The following is a 20,955-nucleotide window of genomic DNA, read 5'->3' on the forward strand; positions in this document are numbered from 1 at the left end:
TCGCGACGCGGCGCAGAGGTGCGCGCGGATCAGTCCTCGTCGGACTTGCCGGCCTGCATCCCGGAGGAGATCATGTCCATCACCGAGGAGTCCTGCAACGTGGTGACGTCACCCAGCGAACGGTTCTCCGCCACGTCGCGCAGCAACCGACGCATGATCTTGCCCGAGCGGGTCTTCGGCAGCTCGGGCACCAGCATGATCTGCCGCGGCTTGGCGATCGGCCCGAGGCTCTTCGAGACGTGTTCGCGCAGCTCGGCGATGAGCGCCTCGCCGGCCTTGCCCTCGCTGTCGACGCGCCCGCGCGGGATGGTGAACGCGACGATCGCCTGACCCGTCGTCGGGTCGGTCGCGCCGACCACCGCCGCCTCGGCCACCGACGGGTGCGACACCAGCGCCGACTCCACCTCCGTGGTGGAGATGTTGTGGCCCGAGACCAGCATGACGTCGTCGACCCGGCCGAGCAGCCACAGGTCGCCGTCGTCGTCCTTCTTCGCCCCGTCCCCGGCGAAGTACACCCCCTCGAAGCGGGACCAGTAGGTGTCGATGAAACGCTCGTCGTCACCCCAGATCGTGCGCAGCATCGACGGCCACGGCTCGCGCAGCACCAGGAAGCCGCCGCCGCCGTCCGGCACCGACCGGCCCTGGTCGTCGACCACGTCGGCACTGATCCCCGGCAGCGGGCGCATCGCGCTGCCCGGCTTCGCCGCGGTCACCCCGGGCAGCGGCGAGATCATGATCGCGCCGGTCTCGGTCTGCCACCAGGTGTCGACGACCGGGCAGCCGCCCCGGCCGACGTGTTCCCGGTACCACATCCACGCCTCGGGGTTGATCGGCTCGCCCACGCTGCCGAGCAGGCGCAGCGAGGAGAGGTCGTACTCGTGCGGGATGTCCTCGCCCCACTTCATCATGGTGCGGATCAGCGTCGGGGCGGTGTAGAGGATGGTCACCCGGTGCTTCTGCACCAGCTCCCAGAAGCGGCCCCGGTGCGGGGTGTCCGGGGTGCCCTCGTACATGAGCTGGGTGGCGCCGTTGGCCAGCGGGCCGTACACGATGTAGGAGTGCCCGGTGACCCAGCCGATGTCGGCGCTGCACCAGTAGACGTCGGTCTCCGGTTTGAGGTCGAAGACCGCGTGATGGGTGTACGCGACCTGGGTCAGGTACCCGCCGGTGGTGTGCAGGATCCCCTTCGGCTTGGCCGTGGTGCCGCTGGTGTAGAGGATGAAGAGCGGGTGCTCGGCGTCGAACGGCTGCGCGGTGTGCTCCTCGGCGGCGGTCTCCACCGTCTCGTGCCACCAGAGGTCCCGGTCGGTCCAGGCCACGTCCTGCCCGGTACGCCGGACCACCAGCACCCGCTCGATCGTCGGGCACTTGGCGACCGCCTCGTCGACGGTCGGCTTGAGCGCCGACGGCTTGCCCCGCCGGTACCCGCCGTCGGCGGTGATCACCACCTTGGCGCTGGCGTCCTGGATCCGGTTGGTCAGCGCCTCGGCGGAGAAGCCGCCGAAGACCACGCTGTGGGTGGCGCCGATCCGGGCGCAGGCGAGCATCGCGACCGCCGCCTCCGGGATCATCGGCAGGTAGATCGCGACCCGGTCCCCGGCGACGACACCGAGGTCGGTCAGCGCGTTCGCCGCCTGGCTGGTCAACCTCAGCAGGTCGGCGTACGTGAGCGAGCGGCTGTCGCCCGGCTCGCCCTCCCAGTGGATGGCGACCCGGTCGCCGTGCCCCGCCTCGACGTGCCGGTCCAGGCAGTTGTACGCCACGTTGAGCTGCCCGCCCACGAACCACTTCGCGAACGGCGGGTTGGACCAGTCGAGGACCTGGTCCCACTCCCGCGCCCAGGCCAGCCGGCCGGCCTGCCGTTCCCAGAACGCCAGGCGGTCCTCGGCGGCCTCGTCGTAGGCGGCGGCGGTGACGTTGGCGGCGGCGGCCAGCTCGGCCGGCGGCGGAAACTGCCGGGTCTCCTGCAACAGGTTTGCCAGAGTCTCGCTCATGGTGGGGGGCTCCTCAGGCGTCGCGTGGCGTACTTTCATTCGCTTGCTGTTCGGGTCGGGCGTTCCGTAGGAGGTTAATCGGCGCATCAGGCCTGGTGCGAGGGGTCCGCGCGGCTCAGGTCGCCCGCCGCGCCGAACGGGTGCGTCCGGGCGCTCGCCGGTCCCGGTGATCCGCCCGGCCACTAGCGTGACACCCGTGACCACCGACCCGCTCGCCCCGCTGCTCGACCTCGCCGACGTCGCACCCGCCGTGCAGCGGGCCCGCGAGCGGGTCGACGCCGCGCTGCGGCACCGCGCGTTGCGGCGGCAGGGTGGCCAGGTCGCGGCCGAGGTCGGCCTGCGGTCCGCGGTGGCCAGCGCCGCCCTTGAGGGGTACGCCCACGAGCGGGAAGCGGTCCGTGACGGTACGGTCACGGACCCGGTGGTACAGGGGGCGCTGCGGGTCGCCGGAGAACTGCCGGGGCTCGCCGACCTGTGGCCGCGGGCGCCGCGACAGGTGCTCGCCCGGCTGCACACGCTGGCCGCCCGGGGCGTGGTGCCGGAGGAGGCCCTGGGCCGGCCGCAGATCGCGGATCCCGCCGACGGTGGCGGGACCCCGGGCGGCCTCTGGATGGTCAGCGCCCGGCTGGACGGCTTGGCCGGGCTGGTCACCGGCGGCACCCGGGTGTCACCGCTGGTGCTCGCCGCCGTCGTCCACGGCGACCTGCTCGCGCTGCGCCCGTTCGCCGGGCCGTCCGGGGTGGTCGCCCGGGCCGCCGCCCGGCTCACGCTGATCTCCACCGGCTTCGACCCGCGCGCGCTGGTCGCGGTCGACCTGGGCCACCTCGAACGCGAACCGGAGTACGTCGGCGCGGCGGGCGCGTTCGCCACCGGCACGCCGGACGGGATCCGCTCCTGGCTGCGGCACTACGCCAGCGCGGTCGAGATCGGTGCCGAGCGCCTTGAAGCCATCGCCGACGAGGTGTGAGTGCTAGAGGGGTAAGGAGGGGGCCCTTGTTATCGCTTTTTGTATAGGAAGGGCCCCCTCCTAACACCCCAGGGCGTCAGGCCGTCGTCGTCCGGGCCCGGCGGTGGCGGCCGTACCAGGCGATGCCGATCGCGACCCCGACCCCGACGCCGATGGCCGCCGCCGCGACCGGGACGGCGGGTCGTTCGCGCAGCCGGCGGCCCAGCGGGATCGGGTGGCGGAACTCCAGCATCGGCCAGGCGTTCTCGGTCGCCAGCTTGCGCAGCGCCCGGTCCGGGTTGACGGCGCTCGGGTGGCCGACGCACTCCAGCAGCGGCCGGTCGCTGGCGGAGTCGGAGTAGGCGTACGACTCGGCGAGGTCGTAGCCGCGCTCCTGGGCGAGGGCGCCGACGGCCTCCACCTTGCTCGGGCCGGCAGCGTAGAACTCCACCTCGCCGCTGTAGCGGCCGTCGACGACCGCCATCCGGGTCGCGATCACGTCGGTGACGCCGAGCAGCTCGCCGATCGGCCGGACCATCTCCTCACCGGAGGCGGAGACGAGTACGACGTCCCGGCCGGCCGCCTGGTGCTCCTCGATCAGCGCGGCCGCCTCGGCGTACACATAGGGGTTGATCAGCTCGTGCAGTGTCTCCGCGACGATCTGGCGGACCTGGTCGACCGGCCATCCCTTGCAGAGCGCCGCCAGATAGTCCCTGGTACGCGCCATGGTCTGCTCGTCGGTGCCGCCGAGCCGGAACATCAGCTGGGCGTACGCGGACTTCACCACGTCGCGTCGGGTGATCAGCCCGTCCCGGTAGAACGGTCGGCCGAACGCCAGGGCGCTTGACTTGGCGATGACGGTCTTGTCGAGATCGAAAAAAGCGGCGCTTCGGCCCACGGCGCGAAAGTCTAGCCGGATGGTCTATGGTCAGCGGGTGCGCGGGGTCACGTTTGGCGCGTGGCGGCCGCTTCGTTCCTGACCGTCGGGTCAGGCGAAGAGTGACCGCCGTCACAGTGCGGGGCGAGACTTTCGCGGTGAGTGGAAGTAAACGCCACTCGACGTATACAGGGTCTCTCAGGCATGCTTGTAGTTACGGAACACTTTCATATCCTCTGTGACCGGTAGACCTCGGCGGTCGCACCCCCCGTGATCGCCGAGCGGGTTCGGCTCGACCCCCCCGGAGCCGAACCCCGGACGACCCCCGTCTCCCCCCGACGGGGGTCGTCGCTTTTCGGGGTAAGGGTATTCACCCTGGTCAAGGTTCCTCTGTTGTGGCCCGTCGAGCCACCGCCCCAGGCTCGGCGTCAGCGGGTCGTCAGCGAAGGCGCCCGCCGGGGGTGCACAAGCGGGATGCGGATCCGACGCCGGACGGGCGGTCACCCGAACTCCAGCCGAGTGCACAGCACCTCGTCCAGCTCGGTGGCGAAGTCACGACGGATGGAGACGTCGCCCTCGTAGACGAGCACGGCCGCCCCGGGTGGGGCCAGCGGGGAGACGCACAGGTGAAGTGCTCCGCCGTCCGTCGCCACGACGATCAGTTCGGTGGAGGAGATCCGGCCGTCGGTGCCGTCCCACCCGGGGATCGGGCCGTCGTCGATCTCGGCCCAGCGGGCGAACGAGTCCATCCACTTCGGTGCCATGAGGCCGTTCAAGAGCCCGTCGGTGAACCCGGCGTGCGTGCCGGTGAGGAAGCGGCGGGCCGGTTCGGGGAGCAGCTTCCAGTGCTGGGGGCGGGCCGATCCGGCGGCGTCGGGGTCGTGGCCGATCCAGCAGCGGACGCCGTAGTCGGTGCGCAGCGGGTAGACGAGCACCCAGGTTCCGTCGTCGCGGTGTCGGGCGACGCGCACGTCGACGAGCTGTTCGCGCAGGGCGGTGGCGAACCGGGGCACCATCGCCAGGAACTCCGGTTCCCACCGGGACAGGGCGGCGGCCCGGCGGGCGGCGGGGTCCGTTTCCCGGGCGACCGCCGCCCAGCGGGCGGGCAGCCCGTCCGGGACGGGTGCGCCGGGGGGCGGGAGCACGACGGGGAAGTCGAACAGGTCGCCGCGGATCTCGTCGTCGATCATGCTCCCTCAGCGTGTCAGTAGGTCCTGGGTGATGGCAACCAGTTGGGCGTGGACCTCGATCAACGGATGCTATTGCCCCCGTCTGACACAACATCGGGATCGGTGTTGCCTGTCGCCCCGGCCTCTGCGCTCCCCGCGCGCTGCCGGCACCGATGACGTCGACGACGGTCGTACTGGTTCAGACGGGGCCGGCCCGGACAACGCGGGCCACCGCGCCGTTGGCGGGCCATTGGGCCAGGACAACAGCGGCTGACCGTGCGGCCGCCGCCGAGCGACGGCAGCAGGTCAGCGTACGGCGTACGGCTCGGCCGACGACCACTAGAGCGTCATTGGGGCGGTTCCGTGCCGACGCCTGGGGTGGATATCGCGTCGGAGGCGCCACAGGCGGACCGGAACCCTCGGTCGGCCAGGTGTCGGCCGACGCAGGGGGAGAACTGCCCCGGCACACAGGTCACGCAGAAGCCGTCCCGGTCGGGTCGATGATCGCGGAAGAGCTGGTGGGCCAGGTGCCACATCAGTCGGTTTTCGCAGCCCCGTGGAGGGCGGGCCGGGGGATCGGCGGGGTCGAACGAAAGGGTGGGCACGACGTGGTCAGCCATGAGTCGATCGTGGTTGACGCGGTGGCAGCGACCCATCACAACGAGTGGTACTTCGGTGGATTGCTTCTATCCCGGCACCAGGTGCAGAGCGGCCGTGATCTATCCGGCTGGCGGATATGGTGAGTGCGCACCCGGCGGGGAGGAGGCACGTGTGGGCAGGCGAGTAGCAGTGCCGTTCGCCGTACCCGACGCGGTGTGGAAAGCCCCGGACATGCTCGAAGCCCTGGCCGGCCGCGACATCGCGCAGGTGTTCCGCCTGGTCCAGCGGGCCACCCGCGCCAGCCAAACCCACCTGGGCCTCGCCACCGGTCTCAGCCAGGCCCAGGTCAGTGAGATCATCAGCGGCGGGCGCCGGGTCGCCAGCATTGACGTCCTCGCCCGGATCGCCGCCGGTCTCGCCATGCCGAACCGCGCCCGAATGACGCTGTTTCTCGGCGAACGCGAACCGCCGCCGCCGGCCCCGCCGGGCGGCGGCACCACGCCAGTCCCCAGCCAGTTCGGCACGGCCTTGCCCAATACTGCGACGTCACCGCCATCTACCCCAGCAGATCCGAGTTCACCGCCAAGCTACCTCCCCACGCGCTCTTCGATACGGCCAGGGACATCCGCGCCGCCGGCCTGTCACTCAACCTGATCTGCCAGCAGTACGCCGACAACCACCTGCTGAGTCTCCTCACCAACGGTGCCCGGCTCCGCTGCCTCTTTCTCGACCCGGCCGGGGAGGCGATCAGGCGCCAGGAGCGGGAGGACGACTACCCGGAAGGGCACCTCAGCGCGCTCACCGAACTCAACATGCAGAACCTGATACGACGAATCCGCGACCGACTACCGGTCGAAGCCCGCGAACGACTGGCCATCGGCGTCTACGACGAAACCATCCGGGTCAACATCATGCTGATCGACGACCGGTTGTGCATCGCACAGCACTATCTGCCCCAGACCAGGGGCGTCGACTCACCCACGATGGTCATCGAACGCACCTCGTCCACGTCCGGCCTGTACCCGGTGTTCGACGCCACCTTCACCTCGCTGTGGGAGCGCAGCCGCCAGCTATGACCGACTACCGCGATCTGCTACCTGTCGCACACGAGGCCGTGGACATCGCCCGCGACCTCATGCGCACACTGCAACCGGGAGTGCTCACCGCCAAGGGTGACCGGGACATGGCCTCCGAGGTGGACTACGCCATCGAGCAGCGGGTGCGTGACTATCTCGCTGCCAAGACGCCCGACATCGGGTTCCTGGGTGAGGAGGAGGGCAGCAGCGGCCGCACCGACGGTCTCGTATGGGCACTGGACCCGGTCGACGGGACCGTCAACTTCATCCACGGCTTGCCGCTGTGTGCGGTCTCGCTCGGCCTCATCGACCGCCAGCACGCCGTGCTCGGGATCATCGATCTGCCCTTCCTCGGCGACCGGTACTCCGCAGCGAGGGGACAAGGCGCTTATGCCGACGGCGAACGCATCCGTGCGAGCCGGGTGGCCGACCTGAGGGATGCGGTCGTCGCCATCGGTGATTACGCGGTTGGCGCCGGCGCCCAGCAGAAGAACGCCCAACGCCTGGCCATCACCGATCACCTGGTCCAACGAGTGCAGCGCGTCCGCATGATCGGCTCCGCCGCCATCGATCTGGCCTGGCTCGCGCACGGCAGGGTCGATGCCTTCGTCATGCTGGCCAACAAGCCCTGGGACACCGCCGCTGGCGTCGTCATCGCCCAGGAGGCCGGCGCCCGCGTTGTGGACCAGGACGGCAGTACGCACAGCACCGCCGCGACCGCGACCATCGCCGCCGGCCCTGCGATCCTGCAACCTGTCGTTGCGCTCGTTGAGCAGGCGCTAACGGACGTTGTCGAATCACGCATCGGTAACCGGACGACGAGACCCCACGGCCTGCCTGCGGAAGTCTCGAATGACCTGGCGGACCCCCACTGCCACGTGCTGCGAACTTGCACCGCCGTACTCTGCGCCGAGCAGTCCGGACACCTCGGGCTGGCCACAGGCAGCGGTCCATGGGTCAGTTAGCGCCGAGAAGTCACACTGCTAGCCGGCCGGGGCGGAGCTGCCGGGAAAGCTGTGGCTTGCGCTTCCGATTAGACAATCCTCGGCTCGTCGGCATCATGCTCCGGGCGATGGCGTCCGCGGTCCTGCTGTGGCCGACACTGTAGACATGGCATCGGACTGGTGGACTCCGGCGATCAGCGGCATAGTCGGCTTCGGCGGCTTGCTCTTCGGCTGGCTCACCGGCAGGCAGAGCAGGCAGCAGGCCGAGGCGCTCGCGGAGCAGAACAACCAGCACGCGTTGCGGCTCGCCCAAGAGGCCACCAGGCAGGCCCTCCATCTCGAGGAGTTGCGGGTCACCTTCGCCGCTCGGGAGCGCCACCGAGAGAAGCTAGAAGCCTTCTACCTGGAGATCTCCATGCTGGTGCTGCAGTCCAGCGAACTCGTCGGCGACGCCGAGTCCGGTCCACCTCCGGCGGAGCCGATTCGGTTGCCGGAGGAGGAACTCACCCGGGCGAGGTCCACCGCCAGCCTCTACTTTCCCCGGCCCGTCGCGGCGACGTTCGACGCCTGGTACGAGCGGTTGACGAAGGTGCACTACGCGATGGAGCGGCAGGCCGCCAGCGCTCGCGAGCCGGAGCAGGGCGGAGGCTCCGACGCGGCCCGCCAGGCCTGGCGCAGACAGGCCCGGGACGCCCGACTCCGCGAGGCAGACGCCCGGAACGAACTGATGACGGCGCTCGCCGAGCAGGTCCGCGTGATCGTCGGGGAGTTCTGGGACGGTACGGCGGAATCGGCAACCCCGAGGCCAGGCCCGACGGCTCCGGCCCGGACGTGACCGAGACGGAAGCGCGGGCGGTCAGCCGGCCCGCAGGGCGTGCCGCAGGGTCATCGCGGCCTGGGCGGTGACCGCCTGCGCGGCCTGGGTGCCGGCCAGCGAATCCAGCATCGCCACGTCGTGGATCGTGCCCTGGTAGCGCACGTGCGTCACCGGTACGCCCGCCTGGCGCAGCTTCGCCGCGTACGCCTCGCCCTCGTCGCGCAGCACGTCCGCCTCGTTGGTGGTGACGAGCGCGGGCGGTAGCCCCCGAAGCTCGTCGATGCTCGCCCGCAGCGGGGCGGCCATCGGGCTGGACCGCGCGGACTGGTCGGGCAGGTACTGGTCCCAGAACCACATCATGGTGGCCCGGCTCAGGTAGTAGCCCTCAGCGAACTCCCGGTAGGACCCGGTGTCGAAGTTGGCGTCGGTGACCGGGTAGAGCAGTACCTGCTCCAGGAAGCGGGGACCGTTGCGCTGCTTGGACATCATCGTCAGCACGGTCGCCATGTTGCCGCCCACCGAGTCACCCGCGATCGCCATCCGGGACGGGTCGAGGCCCTGGTCGGCGCCCTGGGCGGCGATCCACTGCGCCACCGCGTAGCACTCCTCCAGTGCGGTCGGGTACCGCGCCTCCGGCGACCGGCTGTACTCCGGAAAGACGATCGCCGAACCCGACTGGACCGCGAGTTCCCGGATCAGCCGGTCGTGGGTGTGCGAGTCCCCGAAGACCCAACCGGCGCCGTGGAGATAGAGCACCACCGGCAGCGTCCCCGTCCGCTTCGGCCGCATCATCCCCTGCGCCGCCGCGCGGAGCCGGTCCCGCAGCCCGCTCCCGTCCATGCCGTCCTGGTCACCGCCGGTCTCTCTGGGACGGACGATGCGTACCGGCACCTGCCCGGACGGGCCACCCGAGACACTGATGTCCTCGATGTCCACCTCCGGGCGGGGGATGTCGCCGGACTGCAACTCGGCCAGCTTCGCGCGCCCCTGCTCGGGCCCGAGCTGGAACGGGAACGGCGGGTTGGCGGTCATCTGGGCGACTTGCCGCGCGGCCGGCTCCAGGACCACGGTGCTGACGGACTGCGCCATGACGGCCTCCTCTTCCAGTTCACGGGTGCGCTGGCGGACGTGTCGCGGCACGCGTACCCGGACCGGCGCCGGATATGGCCGGCCGGGCCGCGCCGCGTACCGGTGGAATCCGCTGCCGTCAGGGAAGTCGGGGCAGGAGCCACGGTGCGACATCGCGCGCGCCGGGCTGCCGGGCTGCCCACCGCCTCAGAGGGTCCAGACCTCCGAGCGGACGCCCGGCGCGAAACCCCACCCGGGATGACCAGGCTCGACATGGACCGGAGTGTGTCATCGCCCGGGTAGGCGGTCGATGAAATCGGCGCCCGTCCGCCCGCGCCACATAGCAGATCGACTCCTCGCGTGGCAGTTATCCACACCCAGGTCAGTTATCCACAGGCGGCGTTCCGGGGCATTGGCGGCGGTCGGCGTCGGCGCCAAGGTGGGCCGGTAACCGGAGCCACCGCAGGATGCCGAGCCACCGCCTGGAGGACGTGATGCCACCCCGTACCCCGGTCCATGTCGGACCGCGCCTACCGCTGGTCGTGACCTCGGACAATCAGCTGCTCGACGAACTGCTCCGGCTCGCCGCAGCCGGTGGCACCGAGGTCGAGGTGGCCACCGATCCGGCTGCCGCCCGGTCCCGCTGGGCCGCCGCGCCGCTCGTGCTGGTCGGCACCGACCAGGCCCAGCCCTGCCTGCGGGCGCGGCTGCCTCGTCGACCCCGGGTGGTCCTCGTCGGCCACGCCGAACCCGGCGACCCCGGCTGGGAGCTGGCCGAGCTGATCGGCGCCGAGCACGTCGCGATGCTGCCGGCGGCCGAGCCGTGGCTGGTCGACCGGTTCGCCGACAGCTCGGCCGGGGGCAGCAGCCCCGCCCGGGTCGTCGCCGTCATCGGTGGCCGGGGCGGCGCCGGCGCCAGTGTGCTGGCCGGCGGGCTCGCCGTCACCGCCGCCCGGCTCGGCCTGCGCACGCTCCTGGTCGACGCCGACCCGCTCGGCGGCGGGCTGGACCTGGTCCTCGGCTGGGAACAGTTGGAAGGGCTGCGCTGGCCCGCGCTCACCGAGGCCGACGGCCGGGTGGATCCGCCGGCTCTGGTCCGCGCGCTGCCCAGTCGTGGTGACCTGGTGATGCTCTCCTGGGACCGCGGCGATCTGCTCGCGCTGCCCACCGAGGCGATGGCGACCACGATGGACGCCGGCCGCCGTGGCCGGGACATCGTCGTGGTCGACCTGCCCCGCCACCTCGACGACGCGTCCGTACTGGCGTTGCAGGCCGCCGACCAGGCATTCGTGCTGGTACCGGCCGAGCTGCGGGCCACCGCCGCCGCAGCCCGGGTGGCGGCGGTCGCCGCGATGCACTGCGTCAACCTCTCCGTCATCGTCCGGGGGCCGGCGCCCGGACGGCTCAAGGCCCGCGAGGTCGCCCGCGCGCTGGACCTGCCGCTGGTCGGCACACTGCGCCCCGAGCCGGGCCTGTGCCGGAGCCTGGAGCGCGGCGAGGCACCCACCGCCGGCGGGCGCGGGCCGCTCGCCGCCCTGTGCCAGCGCATCGTCACCGACCTCACCGGCGCCACCGGCGCCCCGGCGGAAGCGGCCGGATGAGCGAGGACCTGGCCGCCCGGGTCCGGCGCCGGTTCGCCGCCGACGGTACGACGGTGACACCCGCCGCCGTCGTCTCCGCCGTACGCGCCGAACCCGGCACCGCCGTCCTCGGGGACACGACGGTGCTGCGGATGGCCACCCGGGTGCACCACGACCTCGTCGGCGCCGGCCCGCTCACCCCGTTGCTCGCCGATGCCGAGGTCACCGACGTACTCGTCAACGGGGCGCAGGTCTGGGTCGACCGGGGACAGGGTCTCTGCCCGGTGCCGATCCCGCTGGGCGGCCCCGACGAGGTACGCCGACTCGCCCAGCGGCTCGCCGCCGCCTGCGGTCGACGGCTCGACGAGGGCAGCCCGTACGTCGACGCGCGGTTGCCGGACGGGACGCGCCTGCACGCCGTACTGCCGCCGGTGGCGACGACCGGGCCCTACCTGTCGCTGCGTACGTTCCGGCAGCACCCGTTCACCCTCGACGAGCTGATCCGGCACGGCACCGTGGCCCGCCCCGCCGCCGCACTGCTCGCCGCGGTCGTCGCCGCCCGGCTGGCCTACCTGGTCATCGGCGGTACGGGCTCCGGAAAAACCACCCTGCTCAACACCCTGCTCGGGCTCGTGCCGCCCAACGAGCGGATCGTGCTGGTGGAGGACGCCGCCGAGCTGCGACCGGTGCACCCGCACGTGGTCGGCCTACAGGCCCGCACGTCCAACGTGGAGGGCGCCGGGGCGGTCGGGCTCGGCGACCTGGTCCGGCAGGCGCTGCGGATGCGCCCGGACCGGCTGGTGGTCGGGGAGTGCCGGGGCGCAGAGGTCGTGGACCTGCTCTGCGCACTCAACACCGGGCACGAGGGTGGGGCCGGCACCCTGCACGCCAACGCCCCGGCCGACGTACCGGCCCGGCTGGAGGCGCTCGGACTGCTCGGTGGGCTGCCGCGACCCGCCCTGCACGCCCAGGTCACCGCCGCCCTGCAGGTGCTGCTCCAGGTTCGGCGCGGCACCGAGGGCCGGGTGCTGGAGAGCGTCTGTCTGCTGCTGCCGGCGGGGCCGGACCGGCTGGTCACCGCCGTACCGGCCTGGCGACGAGGCCGGGGGGCGGGTCCGGCGGCACCGGCCCTGGCCACCCTGATCGCAGAGCGGGGCGTTTCGGTTCCGCCGCCGCTGCACAACACCGCCGGAACCGGGGCGGAGGTGGCATCCGTGCGGCGGGGAACTCCACGGGAGGGGTCGTGACCGGCGGGTGGCTGGTGGTCGCCTGCCTGGCCACGGCGGGGATGCTGCTGGGCTGGCCGATCGCGCGTCGCCGGGCCCGGCGACGCGCGGTGCTGACCCCCGGCCACCCGGCTCGGGACGCTTTCGCGCTGCCCAGCGGGCGGCGGGAGGGACGCCGGGACGTGCGGCCGGGTGAGCCCGTCGGCCGGGCCGGACGGGAGGTGTCGCCGGAGCACCGGTGGTGGCGGTGGGCGGACCCGCTGGTCCTCTCCGCCCGGCCCCGCCGGCCCCGCCGGGTCGTCCTGGTCGTGGGCATCGTGAGCGGGTGCCTCGGGGCGTTCGCCGGTGGCCCGGTCGCCGCGATCGCGGCGGGGGCGTACGCCGGACTCGCCGCGCGGGGCGTGGTACGGCGCCGGATCAGGGTCCTGACCGATCAGGAGCACCGGCGCCAACTGGATCAGCTCTGTGCGCTCGCCGCCGACCTGCGCGCCGGACTCCCACCGCCGCTGCTGGCCCACTCCGCTGCCGGACCGGCCCCGATCGCGGCACCGTCACTCGGAGCCGGCCGGATCGCGGAGTTGACCCGGGCGGCGACCCGACTCGCCGAGGAGACCGGCGCACCCCTGGCCGACCTGGTGGAGCGGATCGAGGCGGATGCGCGGGCGATGGACCGTGGCCTCGCGGCGGCGGAGGCGCAGGCGGCCGGGGCCCGGGCCACGGCCTGGCTGCTGGCCGGCCTGCCGCTCGGCGGGATCGCCCTGGGCTACGGCATCGGGGTCGACCCGCTGCGGATCCTCCTGCACACCCCGATCGGCGCGGCGTGCGCGGTGGGCGCCATCGTCCTGCAACTCGCCGGCCTCGGCTGGGCGGACCGGCTCAGCGGTGGCCCGACGGGCAACCGGGCCACCGCCGGAGTGGCGTGATGTCCCTTCCCGTCCTCGTCGCCGCGACTCTGGCCGGCGTCGCCCTGGTTGTGGCCGGCGTCCGCACCCCGACGCGTCGACGTGCCCGGTACCGCCTGGCCAGGGTCGGTTCGCCCGGACAGCGGCCGGCCGGGTCAGGAAGGCTCGACCCGATCCGGCTCGGCGCCGGACTGGGCGGTGTGGCGGCGGGCATCCTGCTGGGCGGCTGGCCAGGATTACTGGTCGGGATGCTCACCGGCGTCCTCCTCGATCGGCTGCTGCGGCGGCTCGAACCGGCGGCGACCCGGCGTCGTCGGCTGCGCGAGGCCGCCGACCTGCCGCTCGCGGCGGACCTGCTGGCGGCGGCGTTGCGGGCCGGTGCACCGGTCGACCGGGCCGTCGCCGCCGTGGCCGACGCGCTCGCCGGGCCGCTGGGCGAGCGGCTGGCCGAGGTCGGTCGCACCCTGCGGCTCGGCGGGGATCCGGAGGAGGCCTGGAGCCGGCTCGGCCCGGTGCCCGGCGCCGAACGCCTGACCCTGGCCGCCGTCCGCTCCTCGGCCAGCGGCGCCGCGCTGGCCGGGGCGCTGACCCGGCTCGCCGACGACCTGCGCGCCGACCGGGCCACCGCGGCCGAGGCGGCGGCGCGCCGGGCCGGCGTGTTGATCGTGTTACCGCTGGGCCTGTGTTTCCTGCCCGCCTTCATTCTCGCCGGTCTGGTGCCGGTGATCGTCGCCGTACTCGGCGACGTGTTGTGACCATCATCGAGAAGGGAACTCCATGCTGCGCAAAATGATCGCCCGGTTACGAGGCGACGCGGGGATGAACACGGCGGAGTACGCCGTCGGCACCCTGGCCGCGGTCGCCTTCGCCGGGATCCTGCTGAAGGTGCTGACCTCGGGCAACGTGCAGGCCGCGTTGACCGGCGTGATCGACCGGGCACTGAGGTGAGACCGCGCCGGTTGGTCGACCGTGACCGGGGCTCGTTCACCGCCGAGTTGGCGGCCGGCCTGCCGGCGCTGCTGTTGCTGCTGCTGGCCGGGCTCACCGCCGTGACCGCGGTGACCACGAAGGCGCAGTGCGTGGACGCGGCGCGGGAGGCGGCTCTGGCCGCTTCCCGCGGTGCGCCCGGGGTAGCGGCCGGTGCCGAGGCCGCCCCGGACGGTGCGACGGTGACGGTCGCCGCCGACGGTGACCGGGTGGTCGCTACCGTACGGGCACCGGTGCGGGCACTCGGCGCCCGGCTGCCGCGGCTGACGGTGAGCGCGACCGCGGTGGCGGCGGTGGAACCCGGTGCGTCAGGGCCGGCGTCGTGACCGGCCACCCGGGGACCGGGCGGGATCCCGGCGCGGCAGGGCCGCCGGCGCGCGGACCGGGCCGCAGCCAGGGTGAGGGTCCCGGCAGGCGGGATCGCCGCGCCGGGCCGCGTCATCGCGGGCCGGGACGGAAGCACCGGCGCCCCGCAGGCCAGGACGGTCACCCCGCACGCCACGACGGGCGGGCCGCAGGCCACGACGGGCGGGCCGTGCGCCACGACGGGCGGGCCGCAGGCCAGGCCAGGCCGGCCGTGCGCCACGACGGGCCGGCCGTGCGCCACCGCGGCCTGCCCGGAGGCGGGCTCTCCGGGGCCAGGGCGGGACGACGGCGCGCTCCTCGCGACCGGGGCAGCGCCACCCTCTGGTTGCTGGCGATCGGGCTGGTGCTGGTCGTGTTCAGCCTCGGCGCGGCGGCGGTCGGAGCCGCCCGGGTGGCCCGACACCAGGCCCGGGTCGCGGCCGACCTCGGGGCGCTCGCCGGAGCCGTCCATGCGCTGGAGGGACCATCGGCGGCCTGCGCACACGCCTCGGCCATCGCCGCCGGGAACAGCGCGCGGGTCAGCGGGTGCACCCTGGACGGCCTCGACATTCAGCTCACCGTCGAGGTCGCCGTCGTACCGCTGCCGGGGCTGAGCAGGGTCGCCAGCGCGACCGCCCGAGCCGGGCCGGTCCGGGCCGAGGGCTGAGTGCGCGCCGCTCGGCGGAACCTCCGGGATCGATAAGGTGACCGCACCGCGCCGCACCGCCGCATTCCGGCGACCCCGGCGCGGTCCAGTGAGGAAGAACGATGCTGAAGACCTTCGCCGACCTGTCCACACCCCTGGTGGCCGACGCCTGCCTCCGCACCGGTGTGCCGCTGCGCGCCGCACCCGCCGGGATCAGGTCGATCGGCGCCGGCCAGCGGATCGCGGGGCGGGCGCTGCCGGTACGCCACTACGGCAGCGTGGACGTCTTCCTCGAGGCGTACGGCCGGGCCGAACCGGGTGACGTGCTGGTCGTCGACAACGGCGGGCGGTCCGACGAGGCCTGTGTCGGCGACCTGGCGGTGCTGGAGGCCGGCGCCACCGGGCTGGCCGGACTGGTGATCTGGGGACTGCACCGGGACACGCCCGAACTGGTCGAGATCGGCCTGCCCGTCTTCAGCTACGGCAGCTATCCCCCCGGTCCGGTACGGCTGGACGAGCGGGAGCCCGACGCGCTCGTCTCGGCCCGGTTCGGTCCGCACCTGGTGCGCGCGGAGGACGTCGTCTTCGGCGACGACGACGGGGTGCTCTTCGTTCCCGCCGATCGGGCGGCGGAGGTGCTGGCCACGGCGCACGGGATCTGGCAGGTCGAACGCGAACAGGCCCAGCGGATCCGGGCGGGCGAGACGCTGCGCCAGCAGACCGCCTTCGACGACTACCTCGGGCGGCGTGCCGCCGATCCGTCGTACACCTTCCGTCGGCACCTGCGCCGGATCGGTGGCGCCATCGAGGAGTAGCCGTCAGGCGCCGTTGATCAGTTCGACCGAGTAGAGGGCCAGCGCCAGCACTGACGGCCGGCCACCCCGGGCGTACACGTCGACGGCGGTGTCCACGAACTTGATCGCGTGCGCGTCACCGGAGTCCGCGGCCCGGCTCATCACTTCGTCAATCTGCGGGGCGGGGTCCGCCGGGCGGCGGGAGCGCGGCTCGGCCGGAGCGTAGGCGGCGGTCACAGCGGCCGTCGCGGCCCAGGCGGCGTCGAGGCTCGGGCCCCACAACGTCACCGGCAGCGCCGGCAGGGTGCGCAGCACCGCGTTGGGTGCGGTCGCGGCGTGCACGAGCATGATCGGGCTGGCATATCCGTGGCTGCCGTACCGGACGACGGCGGCGTCCACGATGGCCGCCAGACGGATCGGCACATCCTGCCCGGGCCGACCCGGCACCATACCGGCGGCGGCCGGCCAGCCGGGCAGGTCGGCGAGCTGGGCGAGGCGCGCCCGAGCCCCGTAACGCTGATCGGGAACCAGGGGGACCCCGTCCAGGGCGGACCGGGGGTCGGTGCTCCGGTACGGTCCGGCGCCGGGCGGGGCGAGGGGCTGCCACCGGGCGGCCCAGTACGCCAGCCCGTGGCCGAACTCGGCGAGCCGTGGCGCGGTCTCCTGGTCGAGCAGCGCGCGCACGGCGTGCCCCACCCGGATCACGCCGTGGGTGGCCCCGGCGGCGATGCCGGGCAGCAGCCGTGGCCACCAGCGGGCGAGTACCGTTCGCCAGGGCTCGGCGGCCAGCTCACGCTCGAAGTAGTCCAGCCAGTCGCCGGCCCGGGTCGGGTCACCGAGCGGGTCCCGCCACTCGTCCACCGGGATCGGCCAGATCCCTCGGGGCCGCTCCTCCAGCCGATCCGCGTACGCGTCCAGCCAGCGGTGCACGGCCTCCCCGTGCCCGTGCCGTACCAGCGCCTCCGCCGCCATCGGTGCGTGGTTCGACAGCCAGCCGTCCCGCTCGGGGCCGGTCTCCCGCAGTCGTTCGTACGCCTCGTCGAGCATCGAGTCCGCCATGCGTACGAGGTTGCACCTTCAACCGAACTTCAGGTCAACCCGCCGGGGTGGGCGGGCCACGGCTGCCGGCGACGTGCGTCGCCGCGCCCGACTGCATCGACGGGTATCTCTTGACTTTTGTTTAGAAGGAAAACTAAGTTTGCCCGGAAGCCATGTCGCGCGGCATTCTCCCCGCCCCGGAAGTCGAAGCGATTCGACTCCGGGCTATCCCGGCACCGTCCCGCCGGGTCCACAGGAGGTCATCATGCTGCGCACCGCCCGCCTGGCGATCGGCGCCCTCGCGCTCGCCGTCGTCCTGCTCGTCACCGCCGTTCCGGCCCAGGCCGTCGTCTGGAGTTCCAGCGACCGTTGGGGCACCTGGTCCAGTGGCGGCTACACGCTCTACAACAACATCTGGGGCTCCGGCCACGGGTCGCAGACCATCTGGGCCAACTCGCCGAGCAACTGGGGTGTCTGGGCCGACCACCCGAACACCGGGGGCATCAAGTCCTACCCGAACGCCACCCGCTACATAGGCCGCCGGGTCAGCCAGCTCGGCCCGGTCACCACCAGCTTCAACGTCACCGTCCCGACCAGCGGCGTCGCCTTCACCACCTCGTACGACATCTGGTCGTCCGACCACGCGCACGAGATCATGCTCTGGATGAACAAGTACGGGCCGGTCGGTCCGCTCGGCAGCTTCCAGGTCACCGCGGCGGTCGGCGGCCACACCTGGGACATCTACCGGGGCTCGAACGGCTCCAACCAGGTCTATTCCTTCATCCGTACCAGCAACACCAACGCCGGGACGGTCGACGTCCGGGCCGTAGCGACCTGGATCCGCGACCGAGGCTGGTTCGGCGACGTCACCATCGGCGACGTCCAGCTCGGTTACGAGATCACCTCGTCCGCCGGCGGGCGTGACTTCGTCACGAACAGCTTCTCCGTCTCCGGCTGACGCCCGCACCGGGGCCGGCCTCGTGCCGGCCCCGGCCCGCGCCGGTACGTCAGACGGCCTTCCGCCGTCGTCCCGTCAATCGACGGCGGCGCGGGCAAGGCCCGGCGCCGGGCCGCGGCGGGGCGGGGCCGGGCAGCGGCGGGGCCGGGCAGCGGCAGGCCAGCTGAACCGGTTCAGTGCAGGCCGCCCTCGGTCGCCCGCCGCACCACCCAGCTGTTGAGTACCTGGTGGATGCTGTGCAGCATCTGGTGGATCTGCTCCAGGCGTTCGGCCTGGGCCAGCGCCGCGTACGCCTGGGAGAGTGCGATCTGCTGGTCGACGGTGAGGTGGTCCTGGTCGATGCTGTACAGAAGCTCGACGGTCTCGGCGATGGTATCGGCCACGATTTCCCCCTCAGACGGATCCGTGGAAGCGCTCCCAGACTAACTTAACCGGATCGTCCGAGATCTATGCCTGCCAATACCGACTATCTGTCTGCCTCGTTGGCCGGCGGCCCGTCCGGAAGGTTCGCCAGCACGACCTCCAGGACCCGTACCGCCTCCGCCTTGGCCAGGGGGTTGTTGCCGTTCCCGCACTTCGGGGACTGCACACAGGACGGGCAGCCGGCCTCGCAGGCACACTCCGCGATCGCGTCCCGGGTCGCGGTCAGCCAGGACGCCGCCGCCCGGTACGCCCGCTCGGCGAAACCCGCACCACCCGGGTGGCCGTCGTAGACGAAGACCGTCGGCGCCTCGGTGTCCGGATGGTTCGCGGTGGAGAGGCCGCCGATGTCCCAGCGGTCGCAGGTGGCGACCAGCGGCAGCAGCCCGATCGCCGCGTGCTCGGCGGCATGCAGCGCACCGGGCACGTCGGCCACCTCGACCCCGGCCGCGGCCAGCGACTCGGGAGAGACGGTGAACCAGACCGCGACCGTACGCAGCTCCCGGGTCGGCAGGTCCAGCGGCCGGGTGTCCAGCACCTCGCCCGAGGCGATCCGCCGGCGCTGGTACGACACGACCTGGCTGGTCACGTCGACCTCGCCGAGGAACATCCCGACCGGGCCGGCGTCGGTGTAGGACCGGACCGAGACCACCGAGAGCGACGTGACGTCCCGGGGATGGGTGGACCAGTCCGGCTCCTCGGCGTGTACCAGCGCGCACCCGTCGGTCAGGTCCAACTCGTCCACCAGGTACGACACGCCCTGGTGCAGGTGGACCGCGCCCGGGTGGACCAGGAAGTGCGACGAGGCCGGGTCCACCGTGCCGAGCAGCCGCCCGGTCGACGACTCGACCACGTTGACCGGTGAACCGCCGGTGCCACGCAGGTCCACCTCGGGCCGCCCGGTGTGCCGCCAGTACCAGCCCGTCGGGCGCTGCCGCAGCGCGCCCCCGGCCACCAGCGTGGCCACCGCCTCCTTCGCCCCGTCGCCGAAGAGCGTCAGGTCGGCGGCGGTCAGCGGCGCCTCGGCCGCCGCGCAGGCCAGCTGCGGACCGAGCACGTACGGGTTGGCCGGATCGAGCACGGTCGCCTCGACCGGCCGGCCGAACAGCGCCTCCGGATGGTGCACCAGATAGGTGTCCAGCGGGTCGTCCCGGGCCACCAGCACGGCGAGCGCCTCCTGCCCGGAGCGCCCGGCCCGACCCGCCTGCTGCCAGAGCGAGGCGCGGGTGCCGGGATAGCCGCAGATCAGCACCGCGTCGAGCCCGACCAGGTCGACGCCGAGTTCCAGCGCGTTGGTGGAGGCGAGCCCGAGCAGGTCGCCGTCGAGCAGCGCCCGTTCCAGCGCCCGGCGTTCCTCGCGCAGATAGCCGCCCCGGTACGCGGCGACCCGGCCGCCGAGCCCGGGTACCGCCTCGTCCAGGGAACGCCGGGCACTGCTCGCGATCACCTCGGCGCCCCGCCGGGACCGGACGAAGGCCAGCGTGCGTACCCCGCCGGCCACCGCGTCGCTGAGCAGGTCGGCGGTCTCCCGCAGCGCCGACCGGCGTACCGGTGCGGCGTCCAGGCCCGCGACGGACTCGGCGGCGCCGGGCTCGGTCGGCAGCAGCGGTGGTTCCCAGAGCGCGAAGGTCACCCCGCCGCGCGGCGACGCGTCCTCGGTGACCGCCGTGACCGGCAACCCGGTCAGCCGCTCGGCGGCGGTGGCCGGATCCCCGGAGGTCGCCGAGGCCAGCACGAAGACGGGGGTGTCGGACGGCCCGGCGGGAGCCACCCCGCGCGGGGCGGGGGTGCGCCGGGAGCCGGGCCCGGCCTGCCGGGGGACCCCCTGGTAGCGGGCCGCCTGCCGGCGCAGCCGGCGGAGCACGTGCGCGACGTGCGAACCGAACACCCCACGGTAGGTGTGGCACTCGTCGACCACCACGAAGGCGAGCCGGCGCAGGAAGGTGGACCACTGGGCGTGGCCGGGCAGGATGCCGTGGTGCAGCATGTCCGGGTTGGTCAGCACGAACCGGGAGTGCTGGCGGATCCAGTCCCGCTCGGCGCGCGGGGTGTCGCCGTCGTAACAGGCCGGCCGTACCCCGTCGAGGTCCAGGCCGGCGACGGCGCGCAGCTGGTCGGCGGCGAGCGCCTTGGTCGGTGCCAGGTACAGCGCCGTGGCGCGGGGGTCGGCCAGCAGGGTGGCCAGGGCGGGCAACTGGTACGCCAGCGACTTGCCCGACGCGGTGCCGGTGGCGATCACCACGTGCCGACCCGCGTACGCGTGTCCGGCCGCCTCGGCCTGGTGACGCCACGGCGTGACGACCCCCTGCCGGGCGAGTGCCGCGCGCAGCGGCTCCGGCACCCACTCCGGCCAGGGTGCCGTCACCCCGGCGCGGGCGGGTACCCGCTCGACGTGGGTGACCGGGTCGCCGGCCGGTCCGCCGGGCGTGCGGGCGCGCAGCCGGTCCAGCAGTTCGCCGGACCGGGGCCCGGCGGGCCGGCGGGGCGGGTCCGCCCCGGAACCGGCCGATACTGTGGCTGCGTACGTCACGTCCTGCACTCTCGCACTGGTGTGCGGGGGTGGGAAAG

The 20,955-nt window shown here is 73.1% G+C and carries 21 protein-coding genes; 14 read left to right on the forward strand and 7 right to left on the reverse strand.

Annotation, left to right across the window (positions count from 1 at the left end; translation table 11 throughout):
• Positions 1-29: 29 nt before the first annotated feature.
• Positions 30-1,994 carry an acetate--CoA ligase gene (acs, locus tag ACQEUR_RS01010; RefSeq protein ID WP_433024052.1) on the reverse strand — a complete coding sequence of 655 codons (1,965 nt, stop codon included), beginning with the start codon at positions 1,992-1,994 and terminating at the stop codon, positions 30-32.
• Between the two features lie 196 nt (positions 1,995-2,190).
• Here acs and ACQEUR_RS01015 point away from each other — a divergent pair, with 196 nt between their 5' ends.
• A complete protein-coding gene (locus tag ACQEUR_RS01015; RefSeq protein ID WP_433024054.1) occupies positions 2,191-2,961 on the forward strand; it encodes an oxidoreductase in 771 nt (256 codons plus the stop codon).
• 76 nt (positions 2,962-3,037) lie between these two features.
• Here the strand turns inward: ACQEUR_RS01015 and ACQEUR_RS01020 are convergent, their stop codons facing one another.
• Together ACQEUR_RS01020 and ACQEUR_RS01025 are read right to left on the reverse strand one after the other, a co-directional pair.
• Positions 3,038-3,838, reverse strand: coding sequence for an HAD family hydrolase (locus ACQEUR_RS01020; protein WP_433024056.1), 801 nt, complete (start codon positions 3,836-3,838; stop codon positions 3,038-3,040).
• A gap of 479 nt (positions 3,839-4,317) precedes the next feature.
• On the reverse strand, positions 4,318-5,007 hold the full coding sequence (locus tag ACQEUR_RS01025) for a hypothetical protein (protein ID WP_433024058.1): 690 nt from the start codon (positions 5,005-5,007) through the stop codon (positions 4,318-4,320).
• Between the two features lie 768 nt (positions 5,008-5,775).
• Between ACQEUR_RS01025 and ACQEUR_RS01030 the strand changes: the two genes are divergently transcribed.
• From ACQEUR_RS01030 to ACQEUR_RS01045, 4 genes are all read left to right on the forward strand, one after another.
• Entirely contained in the window at positions 5,776-6,240 is a 465-nt protein-coding gene (locus tag ACQEUR_RS01030) for a helix-turn-helix domain-containing protein (RefSeq protein WP_433024060.1), read from the forward strand.
• 29 nt (positions 6,241-6,269) lie between these two features.
• Positions 6,270-6,662 (forward strand): DUF5919 domain-containing protein, encoded by a 393-nt coding sequence (locus ACQEUR_RS01035; protein ID WP_433025844.1) that lies wholly within the window; start codon positions 6,270-6,272, stop codon positions 6,660-6,662.
• Positions 6,659-7,627 carry an inositol monophosphatase family protein gene (locus ACQEUR_RS01040; RefSeq protein WP_433024062.1) on the forward strand — a complete coding sequence of 323 codons (969 nt, stop codon included), beginning with the start codon at positions 6,659-6,661 and terminating at the stop codon, positions 7,625-7,627. The genes ACQEUR_RS01035 and ACQEUR_RS01040 overlap by 4 nt, the downstream gene beginning before the upstream one ends.
• A gap of 145 nt (positions 7,628-7,772) precedes the next feature.
• On the forward strand, positions 7,773-8,441 hold the full coding sequence (locus ACQEUR_RS01045) for a hypothetical protein (RefSeq protein WP_433024064.1): 669 nt from the start codon (positions 7,773-7,775) through the stop codon (positions 8,439-8,441).
• Between the two features lie 21 nt (positions 8,442-8,462).
• Here ACQEUR_RS01045 and ACQEUR_RS01050 read toward each other — a convergent pair whose 3' ends face one another.
• Entirely contained in the window at positions 8,463-9,512 is a 1,050-nt protein-coding gene (locus tag ACQEUR_RS01050) for an alpha/beta hydrolase (protein ID WP_433024066.1), read from the reverse strand.
• Positions 9,513-10,033: 521 nt separating this feature from the next.
• Between ACQEUR_RS01050 and ssd the strand changes: the two genes are divergently transcribed.
• From ssd to ACQEUR_RS01090, 8 genes are all read left to right on the forward strand, one after another.
• On the forward strand, positions 10,034-11,092 hold the full coding sequence (gene ssd, locus ACQEUR_RS01055) for a septum site-determining protein Ssd (protein ID WP_433025847.1): 1,059 nt from the start codon (positions 10,034-10,036) through the stop codon (positions 11,090-11,092).
• Positions 11,089-12,318 carry a TadA family conjugal transfer-associated ATPase gene (locus ACQEUR_RS01060; protein WP_433024068.1) on the forward strand — a complete coding sequence of 410 codons (1,230 nt, stop codon included), beginning with the start codon at positions 11,089-11,091 and terminating at the stop codon, positions 12,316-12,318. The genes ssd and ACQEUR_RS01060 overlap by 4 nt, the downstream gene beginning before the upstream one ends.
• Positions 12,315-13,220: a type II secretion system F family protein gene (locus ACQEUR_RS01065; RefSeq protein ID WP_433024070.1), complete on the forward strand. Its 906-nt coding sequence runs from the start codon at positions 12,315-12,317 to the stop codon at positions 13,218-13,220. Before ACQEUR_RS01060 ends, ACQEUR_RS01065 begins: the two co-directional genes overlap by 4 nt.
• Complete coding sequence (locus ACQEUR_RS01070) at positions 13,220-13,954, forward strand: type II secretion system F family protein (protein ID WP_433024072.1); 735 nt, start codon at positions 13,220-13,222, stop codon at positions 13,952-13,954. Before ACQEUR_RS01065 ends, ACQEUR_RS01070 begins: the two co-directional genes overlap by 1 nt.
• Before the next feature lie 22 nt (positions 13,955-13,976).
• On the forward strand, positions 13,977-14,147 hold the full coding sequence (locus tag ACQEUR_RS01075; RefSeq protein ID WP_433024074.1) for a DUF4244 domain-containing protein: 171 nt from the start codon (positions 13,977-13,979) through the stop codon (positions 14,145-14,147).
• Complete coding sequence (locus ACQEUR_RS01080) at positions 14,144-14,512, forward strand: TadE family type IV pilus minor pilin (RefSeq protein ID WP_433024076.1); 369 nt, start codon at positions 14,144-14,146, stop codon at positions 14,510-14,512. The genes ACQEUR_RS01075 and ACQEUR_RS01080 overlap by 4 nt, the downstream gene beginning before the upstream one ends.
• 272 nt (positions 14,513-14,784) lie before the next feature.
• Positions 14,785-15,198 (forward strand): Rv3654c family TadE-like protein, encoded by a 414-nt coding sequence (locus ACQEUR_RS01085; protein WP_433024078.1) that lies wholly within the window; start codon positions 14,785-14,787, stop codon positions 15,196-15,198.
• Positions 15,199-15,299: 101 nt separating this feature from the next.
• The gene (locus ACQEUR_RS01090) at positions 15,300-15,992 is read left to right on the forward strand and encodes an RraA family protein (protein ID WP_433024080.1); all 693 of its coding nucleotides are present in this window, start codon (positions 15,300-15,302) and stop codon (positions 15,990-15,992) included.
• A gap of 3 nt (positions 15,993-15,995) precedes the next feature.
• On the opposite strand, the gene ACQEUR_RS01095 is transcribed toward ACQEUR_RS01090, so the two are convergent.
• Positions 15,996-17,030, reverse strand: coding sequence for a questin oxidase family protein (locus ACQEUR_RS01095; RefSeq protein WP_433024082.1), 1,035 nt, complete (start codon positions 17,028-17,030; stop codon positions 15,996-15,998).
• Positions 17,031-17,274: 244 nt separating this feature from the next.
• Between ACQEUR_RS01095 and ACQEUR_RS01100 the strand changes: the two genes are divergently transcribed.
• On the forward strand, positions 17,275-17,967 hold the full coding sequence (locus ACQEUR_RS01100; RefSeq protein WP_433024084.1) for a GH12 family glycosyl hydrolase domain-containing protein: 693 nt from the start codon (positions 17,275-17,277) through the stop codon (positions 17,965-17,967).
• A gap of 173 nt (positions 17,968-18,140) precedes the next feature.
• Here the strand turns inward: ACQEUR_RS01100 and ACQEUR_RS01105 are convergent, their stop codons facing one another.
• Entirely contained in the window at positions 18,141-18,350 is a 210-nt protein-coding gene (locus ACQEUR_RS01105) for a hypothetical protein (RefSeq protein WP_433024086.1), read from the reverse strand.
• A gap of 83 nt (positions 18,351-18,433) precedes the next feature.
• Positions 18,434-20,917, reverse strand: a complete 2,484-nt coding sequence (locus ACQEUR_RS01110; RefSeq protein ID WP_433024088.1) for a DEAD/DEAH box helicase — start codon at positions 20,915-20,917, stop codon at positions 18,434-18,436.
• Between the last annotated feature and the right edge of the window lie 38 nt (positions 20,918-20,955).

Source organism: Plantactinospora sp. CA-290183 (assembly GCF_050936375.1).
Lineage (GTDB): Bacteria > Actinomycetota > Actinomycetes > Mycobacteriales > Micromonosporaceae > Plantactinospora.